11 protein-coding genes and 2 pseudogenes are annotated in these 15,558 nt (G+C 73.9%); 7 read left to right on the forward strand and 6 right to left on the reverse strand.

The features are described from left to right. Window positions 1–44 precede the first annotated feature (44 nt). On the reverse strand, window positions 45–1,739 hold the full coding sequence (locus ACFXGN_RS23165) for an alpha/beta fold hydrolase (protein WP_384862297.1): 1,695 nt from the start codon (window positions 1,737–1,739) through the stop codon (window positions 45–47). Between the two features lie 1,295 nt (window positions 1,740–3,034). On the opposite strand from ACFXGN_RS23165, the gene ACFXGN_RS23170 reads away from it, so the two are divergent. Both ACFXGN_RS23170 and lysA read left to right on the forward strand, forming a co-directional pair. Beyond that, window positions 3,035–3,415, forward strand: coding sequence for an SAV_915 family protein (locus ACFXGN_RS23170; protein WP_384862300.1), 381 nt, complete (start codon window positions 3,035–3,037; stop codon window positions 3,413–3,415). Between the two features lie 13 nt (window positions 3,416–3,428). Beyond that, on the forward strand, window positions 3,429–5,024 hold the full coding sequence (gene lysA, locus ACFXGN_RS23175) for a diaminopimelate decarboxylase (RefSeq protein WP_384862303.1): 1,596 nt from the start codon (window positions 3,429–3,431) through the stop codon (window positions 5,022–5,024). Window positions 5,025–5,119: 95 nt separating this feature from the next. Here the strand turns inward: lysA and ACFXGN_RS23180 are convergent, their stop codons facing one another. Next, the gene (locus ACFXGN_RS23180; RefSeq protein ID WP_384862306.1) at window positions 5,120–8,758 is read right to left on the reverse strand and encodes a CHAT domain-containing protein; all 3,639 of its coding nucleotides are present in this window, start codon (window positions 8,756–8,758) and stop codon (window positions 5,120–5,122) included. Window positions 8,759–8,920: 162 nt separating this feature from the next. Between ACFXGN_RS23180 and ACFXGN_RS23185 the strand changes: the two genes are divergently transcribed. The 3 genes from ACFXGN_RS23185 to ACFXGN_RS23195 all read left to right on the forward strand — a co-directional run bounded on the left by ACFXGN_RS23185 (window position 8,921) and on the right by ACFXGN_RS23195 (window position 10,871). Continuing rightward, window positions 8,921–9,298, forward strand: coding sequence for a hypothetical protein (locus ACFXGN_RS23185; protein WP_384862309.1), 378 nt, complete (start codon window positions 8,921–8,923; stop codon window positions 9,296–9,298). A 1-nt stretch (window position 9,299) separates the two neighbouring features. After that, entirely contained in the window at window positions 9,300–10,292 is a 993-nt protein-coding gene (locus ACFXGN_RS23190) for a hypothetical protein (RefSeq protein ID WP_384862312.1), read from the forward strand. Window positions 10,293–10,571: 279 nt separating this feature from the next. Beyond that, complete coding sequence (locus tag ACFXGN_RS23195) at window positions 10,572–10,871, forward strand: DUF1876 domain-containing protein (protein WP_384862315.1); 300 nt, start codon at window positions 10,572–10,574, stop codon at window positions 10,869–10,871. Here the strand turns inward: ACFXGN_RS23195 and ACFXGN_RS23200 are convergent. The 4 genes and pseudogenes from ACFXGN_RS23200 to ACFXGN_RS23215 all read right to left on the reverse strand — a co-directional run. Then, window positions 10,864–11,526: a CBS domain-containing protein gene (locus tag ACFXGN_RS23200; RefSeq protein ID WP_384862318.1), complete on the reverse strand. Its 663-nt coding sequence runs from the start codon at window positions 11,524–11,526 to the stop codon at window positions 10,864–10,866. The two genes, ACFXGN_RS23195 and ACFXGN_RS23200, sit on opposite strands and share 8 nt — an antisense overlap. 180 nt (window positions 11,527–11,706) lie before the next feature. Then, the gene (locus tag ACFXGN_RS23205; protein ID WP_384862320.1) at window positions 11,707–13,773 is read right to left on the reverse strand and encodes a discoidin domain-containing protein; all 2,067 of its coding nucleotides are present in this window, start codon (window positions 13,771–13,773) and stop codon (window positions 11,707–11,709) included. A gap of 155 nt (window positions 13,774–13,928) precedes the next feature. Beyond that, window positions 13,929–14,522, reverse strand: coding sequence for a TetR/AcrR family transcriptional regulator (locus tag ACFXGN_RS23210; RefSeq protein WP_384862323.1), 594 nt, complete (start codon window positions 14,520–14,522; stop codon window positions 13,929–13,931). A gap of 106 nt (window positions 14,523–14,628) precedes the next feature. After that, window positions 14,629–15,013 (reverse strand): annotated as a pseudogene (locus ACFXGN_RS23215) (DNA polymerase III); the annotation flags it as partial. A 32-nt stretch (window positions 15,014–15,045) separates the two neighbouring features. Between ACFXGN_RS23215 and ACFXGN_RS23220 the strand changes: the two are divergent. Beyond that, window positions 15,046–15,228, forward strand: a complete 183-nt coding sequence (locus ACFXGN_RS23220) for a hypothetical protein (protein WP_384862326.1) — start codon at window positions 15,046–15,048, stop codon at window positions 15,226–15,228. Next, window positions 15,182–15,558, forward strand: a pseudogene (locus tag ACFXGN_RS23225) (aminoglycoside phosphotransferase); the annotation flags it as partial. The gene ACFXGN_RS23220 and the pseudogene ACFXGN_RS23225, both read left to right, overlap by 47 nt.

Raw genomic sequence — 15,558 nt, forward strand, 5'->3', positions numbered from 1 at the left:
GCCGCCCGCGCGCTCCGGTCCCGGGCCCGGGACCGGAGCGGTGGTCAGCTGGTGGGGTGGAGGGGGATGTCGAGGTAGGACTCGGTGCCCTTCGGGGAGGTGATGTCGATGGTGGACACCGGGGTGGTGGTGGTGTCGTAGGCGAAGAAGGGGTCGTGGGTGTCGATGACCAGCTGCAGCTGGCGTCCCTTCTGCACGGGGTAGTGGGCGGGCTGGAGCGGGAAGGTCACGGTGGTGGCCTTCCCGACCTGCTCGGCGGTGAAGGTGTATGGGGCATGGGTGATGATGTTCGCCCTGTTGGTGCCCGGGTTGTGCTCCAGCAGATAGGCGACGATCGTGGCGTCCGCCCGCTGCGGCGTCACCGTCACCCGCAGTTCCAGGTCGCCCTGGACGAGCGAGGCACGCTGGAGCGGCGCGGTGGTGAAGACCGCCGCGAGACCGCGGTCGATCTCGGCGGTCCTGTAGGAGTGGGGCAGTCCCAGGCGCTCGGACAGGCCGGTCTGGACGAGCTTGGGGGCGACGACGATGTCGGTGCCCTTGCCGGTGGCCTTCACCGAGCGGGTCCAGCCCGCCTGCGGCGCGCCCTCGGCCAGCTGCCCGTCGCTCCGCCCGTCGGCGGCGTCGGTGAGGTGGAACCGCTTCTTGGGCAGGGCGTAGTCGCTCCAGGTGGCGTGGCGGAAATCGGAGAGGGGCTGGAACATCGCCTCCGTGCGGATGTCGTGCCGCGGAGTCTCCCCGTCACCGGCCGTGCCGCCGAGGTGGTGGTCCATCCACCGGTAGGCCATGTCGGTGGGCTTGGCGGTGAGGCCGACCAGGCCCGGGAGTTCGCTGTTGCCGTGGTCGCCGACCTGGACGAGGAGCTGCTTGGGGCCGGTCAGGCTGTTGTGGAAGTCGATGACGGCGGGCACCGAGAAGATGGTCTCGTGCCAGGCGGTGGTCAGCAGGACGGCCGTGCCGGCGTCGTTGTACCGGTCCAGGTAGGTCCTGGGGGAGCGGACCCGGGCGAAGTCCCTGACCTCGTCGTCGATGGTGTCGGCACGGATCTTCTGGATGACCTCGCGGAACTCCGGCGAGCACCGGTCCTCGCCGAACAGCTTCACGAGTGCCTCGAAGGCGGCGAGGTGGCGGGTGCCGTTCTCGTAGAGCGAGGCGAAGAGGTCGGCCCAGGCGCTGGTGCCCGCGACGGCCTTGATCCGCGGATCCCGCGCAGCCGCGAGCAGGCTCGTACCGGCGCCGTACGAGGCGCCGAAGAACCCGATCCGGTCCGCGTCGACCGCGTCCTGCCGGACCAGCCAGTCGATGACCTCGGTGGCGTCGGCGACGTCCTGCGGTCCGGCGACGTGGATCTCGCCCGTGGACTTGGCCAGACCGCGCTGGCTGTAGGCCAGGACGGCATAGCCGCCTCGCGTCCAGCGGGCGAGCATCCCGAGGTAGGCCCGGTGTCCGATGCCGGTCAGCGGGGCGGGCAGCACGACCGTGGGGAGGCGCTGTCCGGGGGCGAGGTCCTTGGGGACGCTCAGCGACGCGTCCAGGACCGTGCCGTCCGCCATGGTGAGCGAGACCTCCGCGTACCGGGCGGTCTCCGCGTAGATCTCGTAGTCGTCGGCCAGGCCCCACTGGTCCAGACGGCCGATCCGGCGCGGCGACGGGTCGAGCAGCGCCTCACGGATCGCGTCGATCCTCGCGAGGTCACTGTCGTCGAACGCGAAGAAGACATTCGTGGTTCCGTCTGCAGACATGGCTGTGGCCGCCTTCTGTGAAAAGGATGGTGACGAGGTGTCGAACACATGCTCACCTCGTCAAGATCACCCCGGGGAGGGTTCCGCGTCAGTCACTCGAATGAATGAACGGCGCCGGGTAAACCTCAAGGCGGGCAACAGGTCAGAGGTTGACTGGGAACGGCTGCCTCGTCGGCACCCTCATGAGCCTGGCCCCTCCATGGGGGCATGGTGCCCCTGGCCACGGTCCTCCTGTGACCAGCGGAAGCGGCGGGCCGACCCGCTCGACGCCGTCCTCCGGCACGGGCGCGCCCGGGGATCGGTCGCGGACACACGTCCCGGCGACTCTGATCCCGATACGGTCGTCCGCTGGCCGAGGCGATCCACCAAGGTCCGCGACAGGGGCCGCTGCGCCGGTCTCCCCGCGCCATCGGACGGGAACCGGAGCGGACGCGAACCGGCCGAGTTCCGGCCGTCTCGGCGTGCCGCCGCTGATGGAGCGACCCGGTGGCCGGTGGGGGCGCGCCTCGCGGACGGTGGCTCTCTCCCGCGCCGCCCGTCGGCCGATCGCGCGGAGTCTCGTCATCGCGGGCGGACCACCACGGGCCCGGTCCTCCGGGACCTCGTGGTTACTCTCCCGCCGCCCCTGGGCGTTCCCGGCCACGGGGGCTTCCTCGTGCTCGTCGGACCCGGTCGCCCAGGGACGTGGCCGACTTCGCCCGGCGCCGCGCCGCCGCGTCCGGCTGGCGCGCCGGACGTGGTTCCGGCCGAAGCCGGTGGCCGCCCCCGGCGAGGGGACGGCCACCGTACGGGGGACAGCGGATCAGCTCCGGTCGCCCAGGTCACGGCGGGTCAACCGCCGGGACTTGCCGAGTCGGCGCCGTACGGCCGCGGGATCCTTCTCCGAGCGGCCGACGCCGCGCACCTTGTGCGGTGCGCACAGCGGGCAGCAGCCCCTCCAGCGCCGGTGCGGTGAATGTGCCATCGTTCGAGCCCTTCCCCAGACGCCCCGCTCTGGGGCCGGTCTGGCTCGAACAGCTGCGAAGGGAAGACCATGACCGGCATGGGGGTCATTCTCCCCCATGTCCAGAGGGCTTGACCAGCCAGTTCCCTGGTGGGCGAGGGTGGGGACGCCCGGGGCGTACGGGCCCTGGCCCCTGAGGGGACGGGGCCGGGTGTCAGGGGTCCGTATACGTCCGGGGCTTCCGCGTCAGGGGCGTGTCAGGGCCCGCCGGGGAGGGGTGATCGCCGGGGATAGCGTCGGGGAGAACCCGGCGCGACCGTGCCGGGATCACTCCCCGAACCCGGAGGAAACCATGACGGACGCCCCCTACGGAGACGACCCCGAGCCTGCGGAACCCTTCCCGGCCGGACGGCTCTGCGTCCCCGTCCGGCCGGGCACCCACGGCCGGGTGACCGCCCGGCTGTTCCGCACGCCGGTCGGTGACCGGACCGCCGTCGCCTTCACCGACCCGGCCCGGCTGACCGCGCTCCTGGGGGTCGGCCAGCCCTGGATCCGGCTGGCGGAACCGGCCCTGCGGACCCTGGTCGAACCGCTGGGCGTACGCGCCCTGACGATCGACCCGACGTTCACGGCCCCGGCGTCGGCCGCCGCCCGCGCCGCCGTCCCCGGCCCGCTGTCGGCGGTCGGGGCACGGCAGCCGCTCCCGCGTTCCCTCACCGCCCTCGCGGGCTGAAGGGAGACCCGAGATGACCACCCTTCCCCTGACGGACACCCCGATCCCTCCGGCCCAGCCCATCGTGGCCGAGGCCGCCTCCACTTCTCCGGTCCGGAGCGTCGGCTCCGAGGCCGCCTCCATCCCTCCGGCCCAGCCCACTGTTCCCGAGGCCGCTTCCACCTCTCCGGTCCGGACCTTCGGCTCGGAGGCTGTTTCCGCCTCTCCGGTCCGGAGCGTCGGCTCCGAAGCCGCTTCCGCCTCTCCGGTACAAGGGCTCGACCCCGAGACCGCTTCCGCCCCTCCGGTCCCGGCCCCCGACCCCGAGGACACCGCCGCGCTCTCCGTCTGGCCCCGCACCACCGTCGAGCGGCCCCACGGCGCCCTCCTCGTCGGCGGTGTGCCGCTCAGCGAGATCGCCGAGGGCCACGGCACCCCCGTCTACGTCCTGGACGAGACCGAGGTGCGCGAGCGCTGCCGCGCGTACCGGGCGGCCTTCCCCGACGCCGAGATCCACTACGCGGCCAAGGCCTTCCTGTGCCGTGCCGTCTCCCGCTGGGTCGCCGAGGAGGGCCTCGGGCTCGACGTCTGCTCGGCGGGCGAACTGGAACTCGCCGTGACCGCCGGATTCCCCGCCGAGCGCGTCCTGCTGCACGGCAACGCCAAGTCCCCGCAGGACCTGGAGACCGCCCTGCGCCTCGGCGTGGGCCGCATCGTCATCGACGCGCCCTCCGAGATCGCCCGCATCGCCGCCGCCGTCGGCACCGGCGGACACCAGAAGGTCATGATCCGGGTGACGCCGGGGATCGGCGCGGGCGGCCACCGGAAGATCCGGACCGGCACCGACGACCAGAAGTTCGGCCTCTCCCTGCGGGACGGGCACGCCCAGCACGCCGTCGCGCGCGTACTCGACCAGCCCCAGCTCGAACTGACCGGCCTCCACTGCCACCTGGGCTCACAGATCACCGACGTCAAGCCGTATCTCGTCGCGGTGCGGCGGCTCGTCGGACTGATGGCCAGAATCCGTGACACCCACGGCGTCACCCTGCCCGAACTAGACCTGGGCGGCGGCCACGGCATCGCGCACCGCCCCGGCGAACCCGCGCTCGACCTCGCCGCGCTCGCCCGGAAGGTCCGCGCCGAACTGGCCGGGAGCTGCGCGGCGGCCGGGCTGCCCGTCCCGCGCCTGCTCATCGAACCGGGCCGCGCGGTCACCGGACCCGCGGGCGTGGCGCTCTACCGGGTGCTCTCGGTGAAGCGGACCCCCGGGACGACCTTCGTGGCGGTCGACGGCGGAATGAGCGACAACCCGAGGCCCGCCCTCTACGGGGTGCGTTACGTGCCCCGCCTCGTCGGCCGGCACTCCACGGCGGACCCCGAGCGCGTGACGGTCGTCGGCCGCCACTGCGAGGCCGGGGACATCGTGGCCGAGGACGTCCCGCTGCCCGCCGACATCCACCCCGGTGACCTGCTCGCGGTCCCGGTGGCGGGCGCGTACCACCTGTCCATGGCCTCCTCGTACAACCTCGTGGGCCGCCCCCCGGTCGTCGCCGTCCACGACGGCCGGGCCCGTCTCCTGGTGCGCCGGGAGACCCTGGCGGACCTCAGGGTCCGGGACGTGGGGCTCTAGGGGTACGGAACGCGGCCGTCACGGTCCCTCGGGCGGTCGTCCGCCGCACCGCCTGGGCGGGCCGGGCGGTGCGGCTCCCGCCGTGCCGCCGGGCGCTACGGGCCCAGGTGGACGTAGCAGGCCCAGTGCAGGGGCGATCTGTGGGCCGGGTCCCGGCGGATCGCCTGGACGGCGTCGTGCAGCGCCCGCGCGCTGGCGTCCGCCCCGCCGTCCGCTTCCAGCGCCCGGTAGAAGGCGCGGGCGACCTCCGGGGCCGGGCCGTCGGCGAGGCGCCAGAGGGTGCCGACGACATGCCGGAACCCGGCGAGCTGGAAGGCGGCGGCGGGATGGATCGCCTCGTCCGCGAGCGTGCTGGTGCCCAGGGCGGTGTGACACGCGGACAGGAAGGCCAGCTCGGCCCCGGACAGATCCTGATCGGCGATGCCGGTGACGGTCAACGGGCCGTCGTACAGAGCGAGATGACTGTCGGAGGGGTCGTCCGGTTCATAGACGCCGTGGCAGGCGAAGTGCACCCAGGGATGGGAGGGCAGAGCGGCGAGGACCGTCGGCAGGACGGCTTCGGCGTCGACCCGGCCCGTGTGGCGCTCGCCGAAGACCTGCGCCAGCATGGACAGTTCGGCACCGACGCCCGGCAACTCGCCCCGGACGGAGGGGCCGTCGCCCGGGGCGGTGTGCCGCACCCCCACGCCGAGTACGCGCGGTCGCCGGACCGGGGGCCGCGCTCGGGCCCTGATCAGCGAGCTGAGGGTCGGGGTGTACGAGGAGACCACCAGGTCCATGACGCGCGGTCCCTCCTCGGGCCCGGCGGCGTGCAGGGGCAGCAGGGCCAGCGGGCCGGTGGGGCACCACCAGAGCCGGGGTGGCGTCGGCCCCGGACGGTCCAGTCCGAGCGCGGTCAGCACGGGCCGGGCGATGTCCTCCCACAGCCGGGTCAGCGTGCCCGTGACCAGGCCCGCCAGACCCAGGGCTTCGGCGGGTCCGGGAGGGGGCCCCGGCCGGGACAGGCGCCCGACGGCGCTGCCGAACTCCGTGGCGAGGCGCTCGATCTCGTACGCCGAGACGCGGGGCAGCTCGACCAGCCGGACCGGAGGCTCGCCGGGTGCGGTGCTGAGCAGCAGCGCGTCGCAGCGGTGGTGGCTGATGTTGACGATCGCGACCGGCCCGTCCTGCGCGGCCCGGCGCAGGGTGTCGAAGTCCGGCGGCGCGAGGAAGCCCTCGAAGCCGGGGAGGGCGCGGATGCGCGCCAGCACGGTGTCGAACCGTTCGCTGAGCTCCCACGGCAGACCGCCCCGCGCGGGTCCGTCGCCCGGGGAACCGGCCTCCAGAGCGGCGCAGATCGCGTCGAACTCCTCCGCCTGCTCCGGGTGCCGGGCGCGCAGCGCGGTCCGGTCGGTGCGGGTCTGGGTCAGCTGCGACCAGATCACCGAGCGGCCCTGTTCCAGCAGCCGCACCGCGCCGGGCAGGTCCCCGACGGCTGTCGCGGCCGCGGCGGCGTCGCGGGACAGCAGCGGCACCCGGGCGATCTGCGCCAGCCGGGAGACCCGGGTGAGGCCGCGGTCGGCGAGCCGGGGGAGCAGCTCCTCGACGGCCGTCCGGTAGGCGTCGAGCGCCTCGGCGGCGTCGCCGCGCGCCATGGCGACCGAGCCCCAGGACCCGGCTGAGGACAGCCGGGTCCTGGTCTGGGCGGTCACGGTCCCGGCGGCCAGCCGGAACGCCTCCTCGGCCTCGCGCAGGTCTTCGGGGCCGCCCCCGGCGGCGAACCGCCGCACCAGGGTGAGGCCGAGCTCCGCGCGCGCGTGGGCGGTGTTCGGGTCGCGGCCCCGACGGGACTCCAGTTCCGTGATCGTCCGACGGAGCAGCGCGGCGGCGGCGTCGAGGTCCTCGGCGCCGCCGCGTTCGCGCAGGGCGACGGAGAGTTTGAGCCGCATGACCGGGAAGTCGATATGACCGGACGGTGTGTCGGCGACGGCCGCTTCGAGGGCGGCGATCGTGTCGTCCAGGTCCGCCCGCCGCTCGAAGGCGTCGTAGCGCGTCTGGAGCGCGGCGGCCAGGTGCGTCTTGGCCCGTGCGGCCTCGGAGCCGTCCGGCGCGGATTCCACGGCGGTCCGTCCGGCCGCCACCGCCCCGTCGATGTCCTCGGGGCGGCGCAGGACGACGAACCGGGCGAGGAGCGCGGCGCTGAGGTTGGACCAGGCGGTGAAGTGGACCGGGCTCCGGCGGTCGGCCAGCCGCACCGCGGCCTCCGCCGCGGCGAACGCCGCGTCCAGGTCGTCCAGAGCGCCCAGGTTCTCGAACCTGACCCGCCGCATCAGCGAGACCGCGGCGAACCGTCCGGCGGCTTCCGGGTCGTCCGGGGCGGTGGCGGCCGTCGCCGCCGTGATGTCCTCCACCGCGCCCGTCAGTTCGGCGGGTCCGGAGGAACGGCGGCTGTGCCAGAAGCGGGCGGCGGCGCGCGCGGTCAGGGCGGCCGGGTCGCCGGGGAGCGCGTCGACCGCCTCGTCCGCGATCCGCAGCGCGGCTTCCATCGCGTCCGGGTCGCCCGACCGCAGGAACCGTTCGACCAGGCCGGTGACGAGTCGGGGGAGCGTGCTCGGATCGACCGGCTTCCTGTCCGGCCGGGTGCCCGGTGTCGGCGGTACTGTCCTCCGGACGTCGCCGTCCGTGTCCGTCGGCTCCGCGCCGCCGTCCTGGGCCCGGTCCCATATCGACCGGACCGCGTGCGCGTTCTGGTGCAGGGCCGCGTGCAGCGGATGCCCGGGCGGCGCGGCCCGCTCGCCCAGGCGCATGGCGACCAGGGCGCCTTCGAGGTCGGCACGGTCCCCCGCGAGGGAGTGGCGTTCGAGCAGCATGTTCCCGAAGCTGCCCAGGATTCCCGGGAGATGAGGGTTGTCGTCCTCCATGTCCGTCAGTTCGTCGGCGGTCCAGGAGATCGCCTCGTCCAGGTCCGCCGGGATCCCGGCGAGCTGGAACCGGGCGACGAGGGCCGCTCCGAGCAGGAACCGCCATCCGGGCTCCGGGGCGTCCGTGTCCACTGCCGCCCGCCGGGCCTCGACGGCGTGGTCGAGATGCCGGACGTCAGGGTCGTTCTCGTACTGTTCCAGGCGGACGAGCGCCAGCTCGTGCCACATGAGGGTCCGTTGCGGATGGCCCTCGGCCGCCCGTGCCGCGCGGTCCAGGTCGCGGGCGGCCAGGGCCCCGCACTCGGGTACGGCGTCGGACAGGTGCTTCCAGGCGCGGCCCAGGCCGTACCAGATCACGGGCAGTTCGCTCTCCGGCGCCGTCCGCTCCGCCGCCTGGAGCAGGGGGACGGCGGGTCCCACCCCGGCGTCCTCCCCGGTCCGGTCGTGGTGCTGGAGCAGGACCAGGGCGAAGGAGGCGAGCAGGCCGTGCGGGTGCGGTACGCGTGCCGATCCGTCGGTGAGGGCCCCGGCCGGGGGTTCCTGGGCGAGCGTCGGGTCGAGGAAGCGCACGCGCTCGGACAGGAGGGCCCAGGCGGTGTGGTCGGCTTCGGACGCCTCGTCGCCGAGGGCCACCAGACGCGTGTGGAGCAGGACGGCGACCACATGGGCGGCGACGATGTCCTCCCTCGCCACGGTGTCCGCGTACAGCCGTCCGCCGACGCGGCGGATCACACCGGCCGCCAAGGGCAACAGATCCGGGTCCAGGGCGAGTCGGGGTTGCCCGGTCTCCAGGAACGGCGTCATCAGCCGATGCAGCCGAATGGTCAGTTCCATCGAACTAGCGTCGTGAGACTGGTCGTTGTCATCCTCGCGAGTGTCCACTGGTCGCCTCCGCCCCCGGGTAATCTCGGCATTGAATCAGGTCGGACGGACGTTCGCGGGGCGGTGCGGGAAAGCTCGCGGTCACCGCCCCGGCGCTGAGAGAGGGGGACTGGCTTGGGGGCGGATGTCGCGGCCGGACTGGCGTATGTGTGCACGCATCTGGGGGAGTTGAGGGAGCTGCTGGGTGACGAAGGGGCCGATCCGGCGACGCCGCTGGGGCGGCTGCTGGCACTGTCCGGCGCACCGGGCGAGGATCCGGAACTCGCCTCCCTCCTCGCCGAAGTGGACTCGGTGCTCAGGGAGTCGACCGACGGCATGGTGAGCCTCCACGGGTTCGGTCAGGGGCGGGACGGGAGCGGTCTGGAAGCGCTGGAGTTCGTCTACCGGTGCCCGCTGCGCCGGTGCGCGGGCAGGCCCGGCGGCGAGGTGGCCGAGGCCAGGCCGGTCTGCTCGATCAGCCGCCGGGCCCTCCTGCGGGAACGGCTCTTCTGAGGTGGGCGGCCTCTGGAACGAGCTGGGCAAGAAGCTCGCCGAACGCTGGCTGTCCCTCCTGGTGCTGCCCGGCGCGCTCTACCTCGCCGTCGCCTTCGCGGCCCGCACGCTCGGCCAGCGGCACCCGCTGGACCTCGCCCGGATCGCCCGGGAGATCACCGCGTTCGCCGCCGGTCCCGTCATGACCGGCCTCGGCGGGCAGATCGTGCTGCTGGTGGCCGTGCTGCTGGCCTCGGCCGCGGCCGGAACCGTCGCGACCGCCGTGGGCACGGTCGTCGAGCGGCTGGTGGTGGCCGACGGCTGGCGCACCTGGCCCGCCCCGCTGTCGTACCTGGCCGGGCGCCGGGCGGAGCGCCGACGGGCCCGCTGGGACGCGGCCGACCGCGCGTACCACGAGCGGCGGAAGCGGGCCATGGCCCCCGACCCCGCCGACCGGCCCGCCCCCGCGCTGCTGCGGGCCGCCGCCCGCAGACGGGCCAGGCTCGCCCCGGAACGGCCCGAGCGCCCCACCTGGAGCGGCGACCGCATCCAGGCCGCCGCATTGCGGCTGGACCGGGACCACCGTCTGGACCTGGCCGTCCTCTGGCCGTATCTGGAGCCGGTCCTCCCCGAGGCGCTGAGCGCCCGGATCGCGGACGCCCGTGCCGCGCTGGTACGGGCCGCCACCCTCGCCGGCTGGGCCCTGCTCTACGCGCCGCTGGCCCGCTGGTGGTGGCCGGCCGCCCCGCTGGCCCTCGTCCTCGCCCTGGCCGCCCGGCACCGCGTGCGCTGCTCCGTCGACAGCTATGCCCGGCTGCTCGAAGTCGCCGCCCGTCTCCACGTCCCGGCCCTGGCCGCCCAGCTCGGGATCGACCACACCGGCCCCCTGACCGATGACCTCGGCGCCCGCCTCACCCACCATCTGCGGACCGAGTCCCCGCCACCCCCCGATCCACCGGAACGGCACCCCGGCGGACGGACGCGCGCGGTACCCGCCGCCAGATCGGACGGGTGAAAGGACCCGGGACGCCGATCCCCGGCACCGGGTCCGCGCCGACACCGCCGCGACCCGCGCGGGTGGGACGTTCCCCGCCGCTGGGACCGGGGGCGCCGCTGGGACCGGGCCCCTTCGGCCGGTGCCTCGAAGGCCCTCGCCACCGCCTGTGCCGTACGGGTCACCCGCCGGTACGGCCCCGGCCCCTCCGCGCGCGCCCGCGTTCCTCCCGGGGGATCCTGGAAGTGGTAGGGGCCGCGCCCCGCTTCCGCGCGGCCCGCTGTACGAGGAGGCGGACCCATGACCCGGACCCAGGAGTGGACGGTCGGCGTCGAACTGGTCGAGGACGGCGGCCGGACCAGGGCCGAGGCCCGGCTGCGCACCGGCGGCTCGACCCTCACGGGCCACGGCACGGCCCGGTGCGACCCGGGGGACGTGGACGTGCCCGCGATCGGCGACGAGATCGCCGCGAGCCGGGCCATGAGGGACCTGGCGGGCAAGCTGATGAGGGAGGCCGACCGGGAACTGGAGGCGGCGGGCGCCGCCACCCTGCCCCGGCGCACCGGCCCCGGTTACGGCTGGCCGGAGGCGGTCACCTGACGGGACCGCCGCCCCCGGTGGACCCCGTCCCCGTCCCCGTTCCGGTCCCGGAACCGTCCGCCCCGGCTCCTTCCCCGTACGCCAGCCGGTCGGTGACCTCCACGACCCCGTCGACCGACTCGCAGAGGCGGAGCATCGCCGGGGCGAGTCCCGGACGGTCCACGGTGCCGCTCAGCGTCACCCGGCCGTCGTCGACGTCGATGTGCACGGCGGAGGGCGAGAGGCCCAGGATGCGGACGACGACGTCCTCCCGGATCTCCTCCTGGATCGAGCGGTCCCTGCGCAGGAACAGCTGGAGCAGATCACTGCGGCTGAGCACGCCGATCAGCAGCCCGTCCGCGTCGACCACCGGGAGCCGCTTCACCCGGTGCCGTTCCATGAGCCGGGCGGCCTCGACCGCCGTCCAGGAGGGCCGGGCCGTCACCGCCGGGCTCGACATCATGGCTCCGGCCGTGCTGGGCCCGTCCTTCGTCGTGTGCCGTCGCAGCAGGTCCGCCTCGGAGACGACACCCACCGGCCGGTTCTCGTCGTCGACCACCGGGACGGCGGTGATGCCGTACTCGTCGAGGAGCCGTGCGATCTCCTTGAACGAGGTCCCCGCGCGCACCGTCACGGCGGCCGGAGTCATCAGGTCGGCGACACTGCGGTGCCTCATCGTCCGTTCCGTCCCTTCCACGTTCCGGCTCCCATGATCCCTCACCGGCGGACGGAGCGGCACGAGGGGCCGGGACGGCCCTCCCCGGAACAGGACCGGCCGCCCCCGGGGAGCCGGACGGCCGCCCCGGGAACAGGACCGGCCGGACCCCTGACGGATCCGGCCGGTCGTACGCGCGGGTCAGGCCCGGTGCACCGAGACCTCGTGGAGCGAGTAGCCCCACTGGGTCGCCCGCCGCTCGCCGTGCACCCGCACGTGCCGGGCCGACGTCGACGGGAACTCGGCCGTGTCGTAACCGCCGTCCCCGGTGCTCGTGGACCACACCGTCCGCCAGTCCGTGCCGTTCTCCGACACCTCGATCCGGTACTGGCGCGCGTACGCCCGCTCCCAGTCGAGGGTCACCCGGCTGATCCGGCGCACGGCCCCGAGATCCACGCCCAGCCATTGGTCGTCCGACCAGTCACTGGCCCAGCGGGTGCCGACGTCGCCGTCCACGGCCCGGCCCGGGGCGTAGCTCGTGAACGGGTTCCACTCCGAGGAACTGGCCGAGGCGGGCGCGCCCGCCGCCAGGTCCACACCCATCTCGTGGTCCTCGGTCGCCTTCAGGGTCGTCAGGTACGACTCCGCGCCGCGCGCCAGCTCGTCCACCACGCCCTGCCCGCCGCCGGTGAGCCGGATCTGCTCGACCCAGTCCGGCACCATGCCGTTGTGCGCGGCGCCGTCGGTGTTCAGGTCCCAGGTGCGCTCTCCGGTCACCTGCCGGTCGAGGACCGATCCGCCGTCGAAGCTACGGAAGGGGTACTTCACCGCGTTCGGCGCGTCGGCGCCCACCGGACCCGGCCAGCCGCCGACCCCGTTCATGTCGGTGCCGTAGCCGAGCCCGACCCCGTACTTCGCCCGCAGCGCCGCCTTCCGGCCCGCCTCACCGACGAAGCCCTCCGCGCCGTGCATGTACTGGGCGACGAAACCGCCGAGCCGGTAGAGCCGCTCGGTCCAGTCCAGGTCCATCCAGCTGTGGCTGGAGATCACCCCGGGGTACTCCTGGGACTCCAGGATGTCGAGGGCCCGCCCGGCGGCCTTCACGCTCATGTGGTCGAGCTCCAGCATCATGCCCCGGTCCATCATGCCCCGCAGCGCGTACTCGCCGAGCCGCGTCAGCCCCCGGGTGTTGCACTTCGCGTCGGAGGCGTACGAGGGGACGCTCACGCCTACCGGGAGCTTCGACGCCATCACCGGCGCCGCCACGAGCCCGATCGGGTTGTCGTGCTGCGCACCCGCGCACTTCTCCGTGGCCCAGAAGGTGCCCGTGGACAGGAACTGACCGATGTTGACCGCCGTACCGATCGCGCCCTCGTCGAAACGGACACCGCACAGGGCGTTGTCGAACTTGTGGCACAGGAACATGCTGCGCACCCCGAGCCCGTACAGCTCGTCGAGACCGCGGTCGATGTCCTCCTTGCCGCACTGGGCGACGTCCAGGATCTGCTTGCAGCCGAACGGCTCCGAGGTCTCCACGCCCAGGACGACCGCGAGCTTGCCCTGCTCGATCACCGAACGCGCCTGCGCGGCGCTGGTGACGACGCGGAACCAGCCCTTGCCCGGACCGCCGTACTGCCGGTCGACGTAGTCCTGGAGCTCGTACGTCTTGCGGGCCTGGAGGCGGATCGAGGTCATCTCGTCGCAGCTCCGGTCACGGGGCAGGATCGAGCAGATCAGGCCGTTCGTCACCAGGTCGTTGACGAGGACCCGCTGCCCGCCGCGCCAGGCGCGCTCCACCCACGCGTAGTAGTTCTGCTGGTGCGTCAGGGAGTTGTTGGCGGGCCAGTCCTTGAACGTCGGCCAGCCGACCGGGTCGTGATGGCCGTCCGCGCCGCCCGTGATGTTCTCGAACAGCGCGCCCGAGCCGTCGGGATAGTGCTCGGGACAGTCCTTGAGCGCCTCCGGGGCGCCGCCCTCGGCGAAGGTCTGGCCGCAGATGAGCCGGCCGCCGAAGCCCTCGTTGGACATGAGGTGGTTGTGCGCGTCGACGAAACCGCGCACCTTCCCCCGCGCATCCGTCCCGGTGAACGGCGTCCCCGTGACGTTGATCCGCGAATCGGCGGCGGGCCGGGAGACGGGCTCCCACCAGTCGCCGCCCGCCGCCGCGGCGGGGACGGGACCGGAGCCGAAGAGCACGGCGGCCAGGGCCAGGAACAGCGCCAGGAGGACGGATCGGCCACCCGTCCGGCGCGTGAAGGGTCGGGTCATCTCTGGGAAGCCTCCGGACGGTGGGGGAGTACCGGGCGCCCCGAGGATCGCGGTGATGACGGAGTGAGTCAAGAGTCCGGGACGGATGACCTGGTGGAGTCCGTACGAGTCCCGACGGCCCCGCCGCACTCCCTGGGGGAATGTCCCCTCCGGACTCAACCCTCTATCAGGCGTACGAGTTGATCCGCCGTCAGGTCCAGTTGCTCGGCCGCCGCCCGCTCGTCGCCGAGGACCAGGAACTGCAGCGTGAGACCGTCGATCGCCGCCGCCAGACACCGCGCGAGCGACTCCACCGGCACCCGGGGCGCCAGCCCCCGCGTCTCACGGACCTGCTCGATCAGCGAGCCCGCCGCCGTCACGTACTGCTCGTACTGCGCACGGGCCAGATGCTCGAACCCGGGCTCCCGCAGGGCGTACTGGGTGAGGTCGTACGTGAGCATGTGCTCGCCCGGACGGGCCGTGACGTGGTCCCAGTACGTCTGGAGCGCGCCCCGCACGGTCTCCCGCAGGGTGGCGCCCCGCTCGACCGCGGGCATCACCCGTGCGAGGTTGTTGCCGGTGATGGTCCCGATCGCGGCCTCCAGGAGCGCCTGCTTCGACTCGAAGCAGTAGTGGAAGACGCTCAGCGAGACCCCCGCCTCCGCGCAGATCGAGCGGGTGGTGGTCCTGGCGACGCCGTCCCTGGTCATCGCCCTGATCGCGGCTTCGACCAACTGCCTGCGCCGTACGGCCGACGGCATCCGCCCCATGCGTTCCTCCTCGGGTCCGGCGCCAGGGTAGCCGGGACCCCCGCGTCCCCTGCCCGGCGGTCCCGGGCCGCCCGCTGGTCCCGTCGGTCCCGTCGGTCCCGTCGTCCGGCCACGCGCCGCGTTCCGCGAGGCGCAGGACGAGCGCCGCGATGTTCCACGCGTCGTCCTCACCACGGTGGTGCCGTCCTTCGAGCGGCAGACCGGCGACCTCCAGGGCCCGTGCGGTCCCCGGGCGCCGGTCCAGCCCGTATGCCTCGGTGAAACGCCCTTCGCGTCGGTGTGCCGCCACCCGAAGGGGTACGCGGTGCCGGTCGCCCGGCACTGGCGGGTGAACTGGTTCCGGTCGTAGTCGCCCAGCTCGCCCAGGGCCGCACACCCGCCCTGTACGCCGTCGCGAGCGTCCGGCAGGCGGCCGGGAACTCCAGCCCGCCGTCCACCTCCGCCTGCGTGAGCCCCGTCAGGACGGTGCGGAACGCGCCGACCCGCCCTCGCCTCCTGGGCCTGGCCGTCCTCGGGCGGCGGCATGGTGTTCATCAAGGGCCTGCCCCTGGACCACGAGCGGATCGGCGAGCTGGAGACCGAGGCAGTCGTCGCGCCCTTCCTTCCCGCCGGCGCCCCGGCGGTCCTGTGGGAGGAGAGGGCGGGCGGGCTGGCTGCTGGTGTGCTTCGAAGGGCTCCAGGCGTCGGCCTGGACCTACTTCGGTGACGACGGCGACCACCTCGAAGACGTCGCCGCCGTCCTCCACGAGCTGAGCCTGCTCCCCGCCCCCGAACAGGTCCGGCGCACACCCTGGGAGCGGTGGGGCGAGTACTGCGCCCCCGCCGACCGGCCGCTCCTGACCGGGGACCGGCTCGTGCACTCCGACCCGGCCGCCTCGAACTTCATGGTCGAGCGGAGCGGCCGGGTACGGATGATCGACTGGGCGTGGGTGATGCGCGGGCCCGCGTGGCTCGACGCGGCCCTGTGGGGATTCCGGCTCGTCCTGGACGGCGAGCAGACCCCCGAACAGGCCGCCCGGTGGGTCCGGACCGTCCC

It is taken from the genome of Streptomyces sp. NPDC059247, assembly GCF_042754005.1.
GTDB lineage: Bacteria > Actinomycetota > Actinomycetes > Streptomycetales > Streptomycetaceae > Streptomyces.

What these genes read in the sequence shown, in the direction of transcription:
- ACFXGN_RS23165 (WP_384862297.1), bottom strand. Translation starts at nt 1,739, where the DNA reads ATGTCTGCAGACGGAACCACGAATGTCTTCTTCGCGTTCGACGACAGT.
- ACFXGN_RS23170 (WP_384862300.1), top strand. Translation starts at nt 3,035, where the DNA reads ATGACGGACGCCCCCTACGGAGACGACCCCGAGCCTGCGGAACCCTTC.
- lysA (WP_384862303.1), top strand. Translation starts at nt 3,429, where the DNA reads ATGACCACCCTTCCCCTGACGGACACCCCGATCCCTCCGGCCCAGCCC.
- ACFXGN_RS23180 (WP_384862306.1), bottom strand. Translation starts at nt 8,758, where the DNA reads ATGGAACTGACCATTCGGCTGCATCGGCTGATGACGCCGTTCCTGGAG.
- ACFXGN_RS23195 (WP_384862315.1), top strand. Translation starts at nt 10,572, where the DNA reads ATGACCCGGACCCAGGAGTGGACGGTCGGCGTCGAACTGGTCGAGGAC.
- ACFXGN_RS23200 (WP_384862318.1), bottom strand. Translation starts at nt 11,526, where the DNA reads ATGAGGCACCGCAGTGTCGCCGACCTGATGACTCCGGCCGCCGTGACG.
- ACFXGN_RS23205 (WP_384862320.1), bottom strand. Translation starts at nt 13,773, where the DNA reads ATGACCCGACCCTTCACGCGCCGGACGGGTGGCCGATCCGTCCTCCTG.
- ACFXGN_RS23210 (WP_384862323.1), bottom strand. Translation starts at nt 14,522, where the DNA reads ATGGGGCGGATGCCGTCGGCCGTACGGCGCAGGCAGTTGGTCGAAGCC.
- ACFXGN_RS23220 (WP_384862326.1), top strand. Translation starts at nt 15,046, where the DNA reads ATGGTGTTCATCAAGGGCCTGCCCCTGGACCACGAGCGGATCGGCGAG.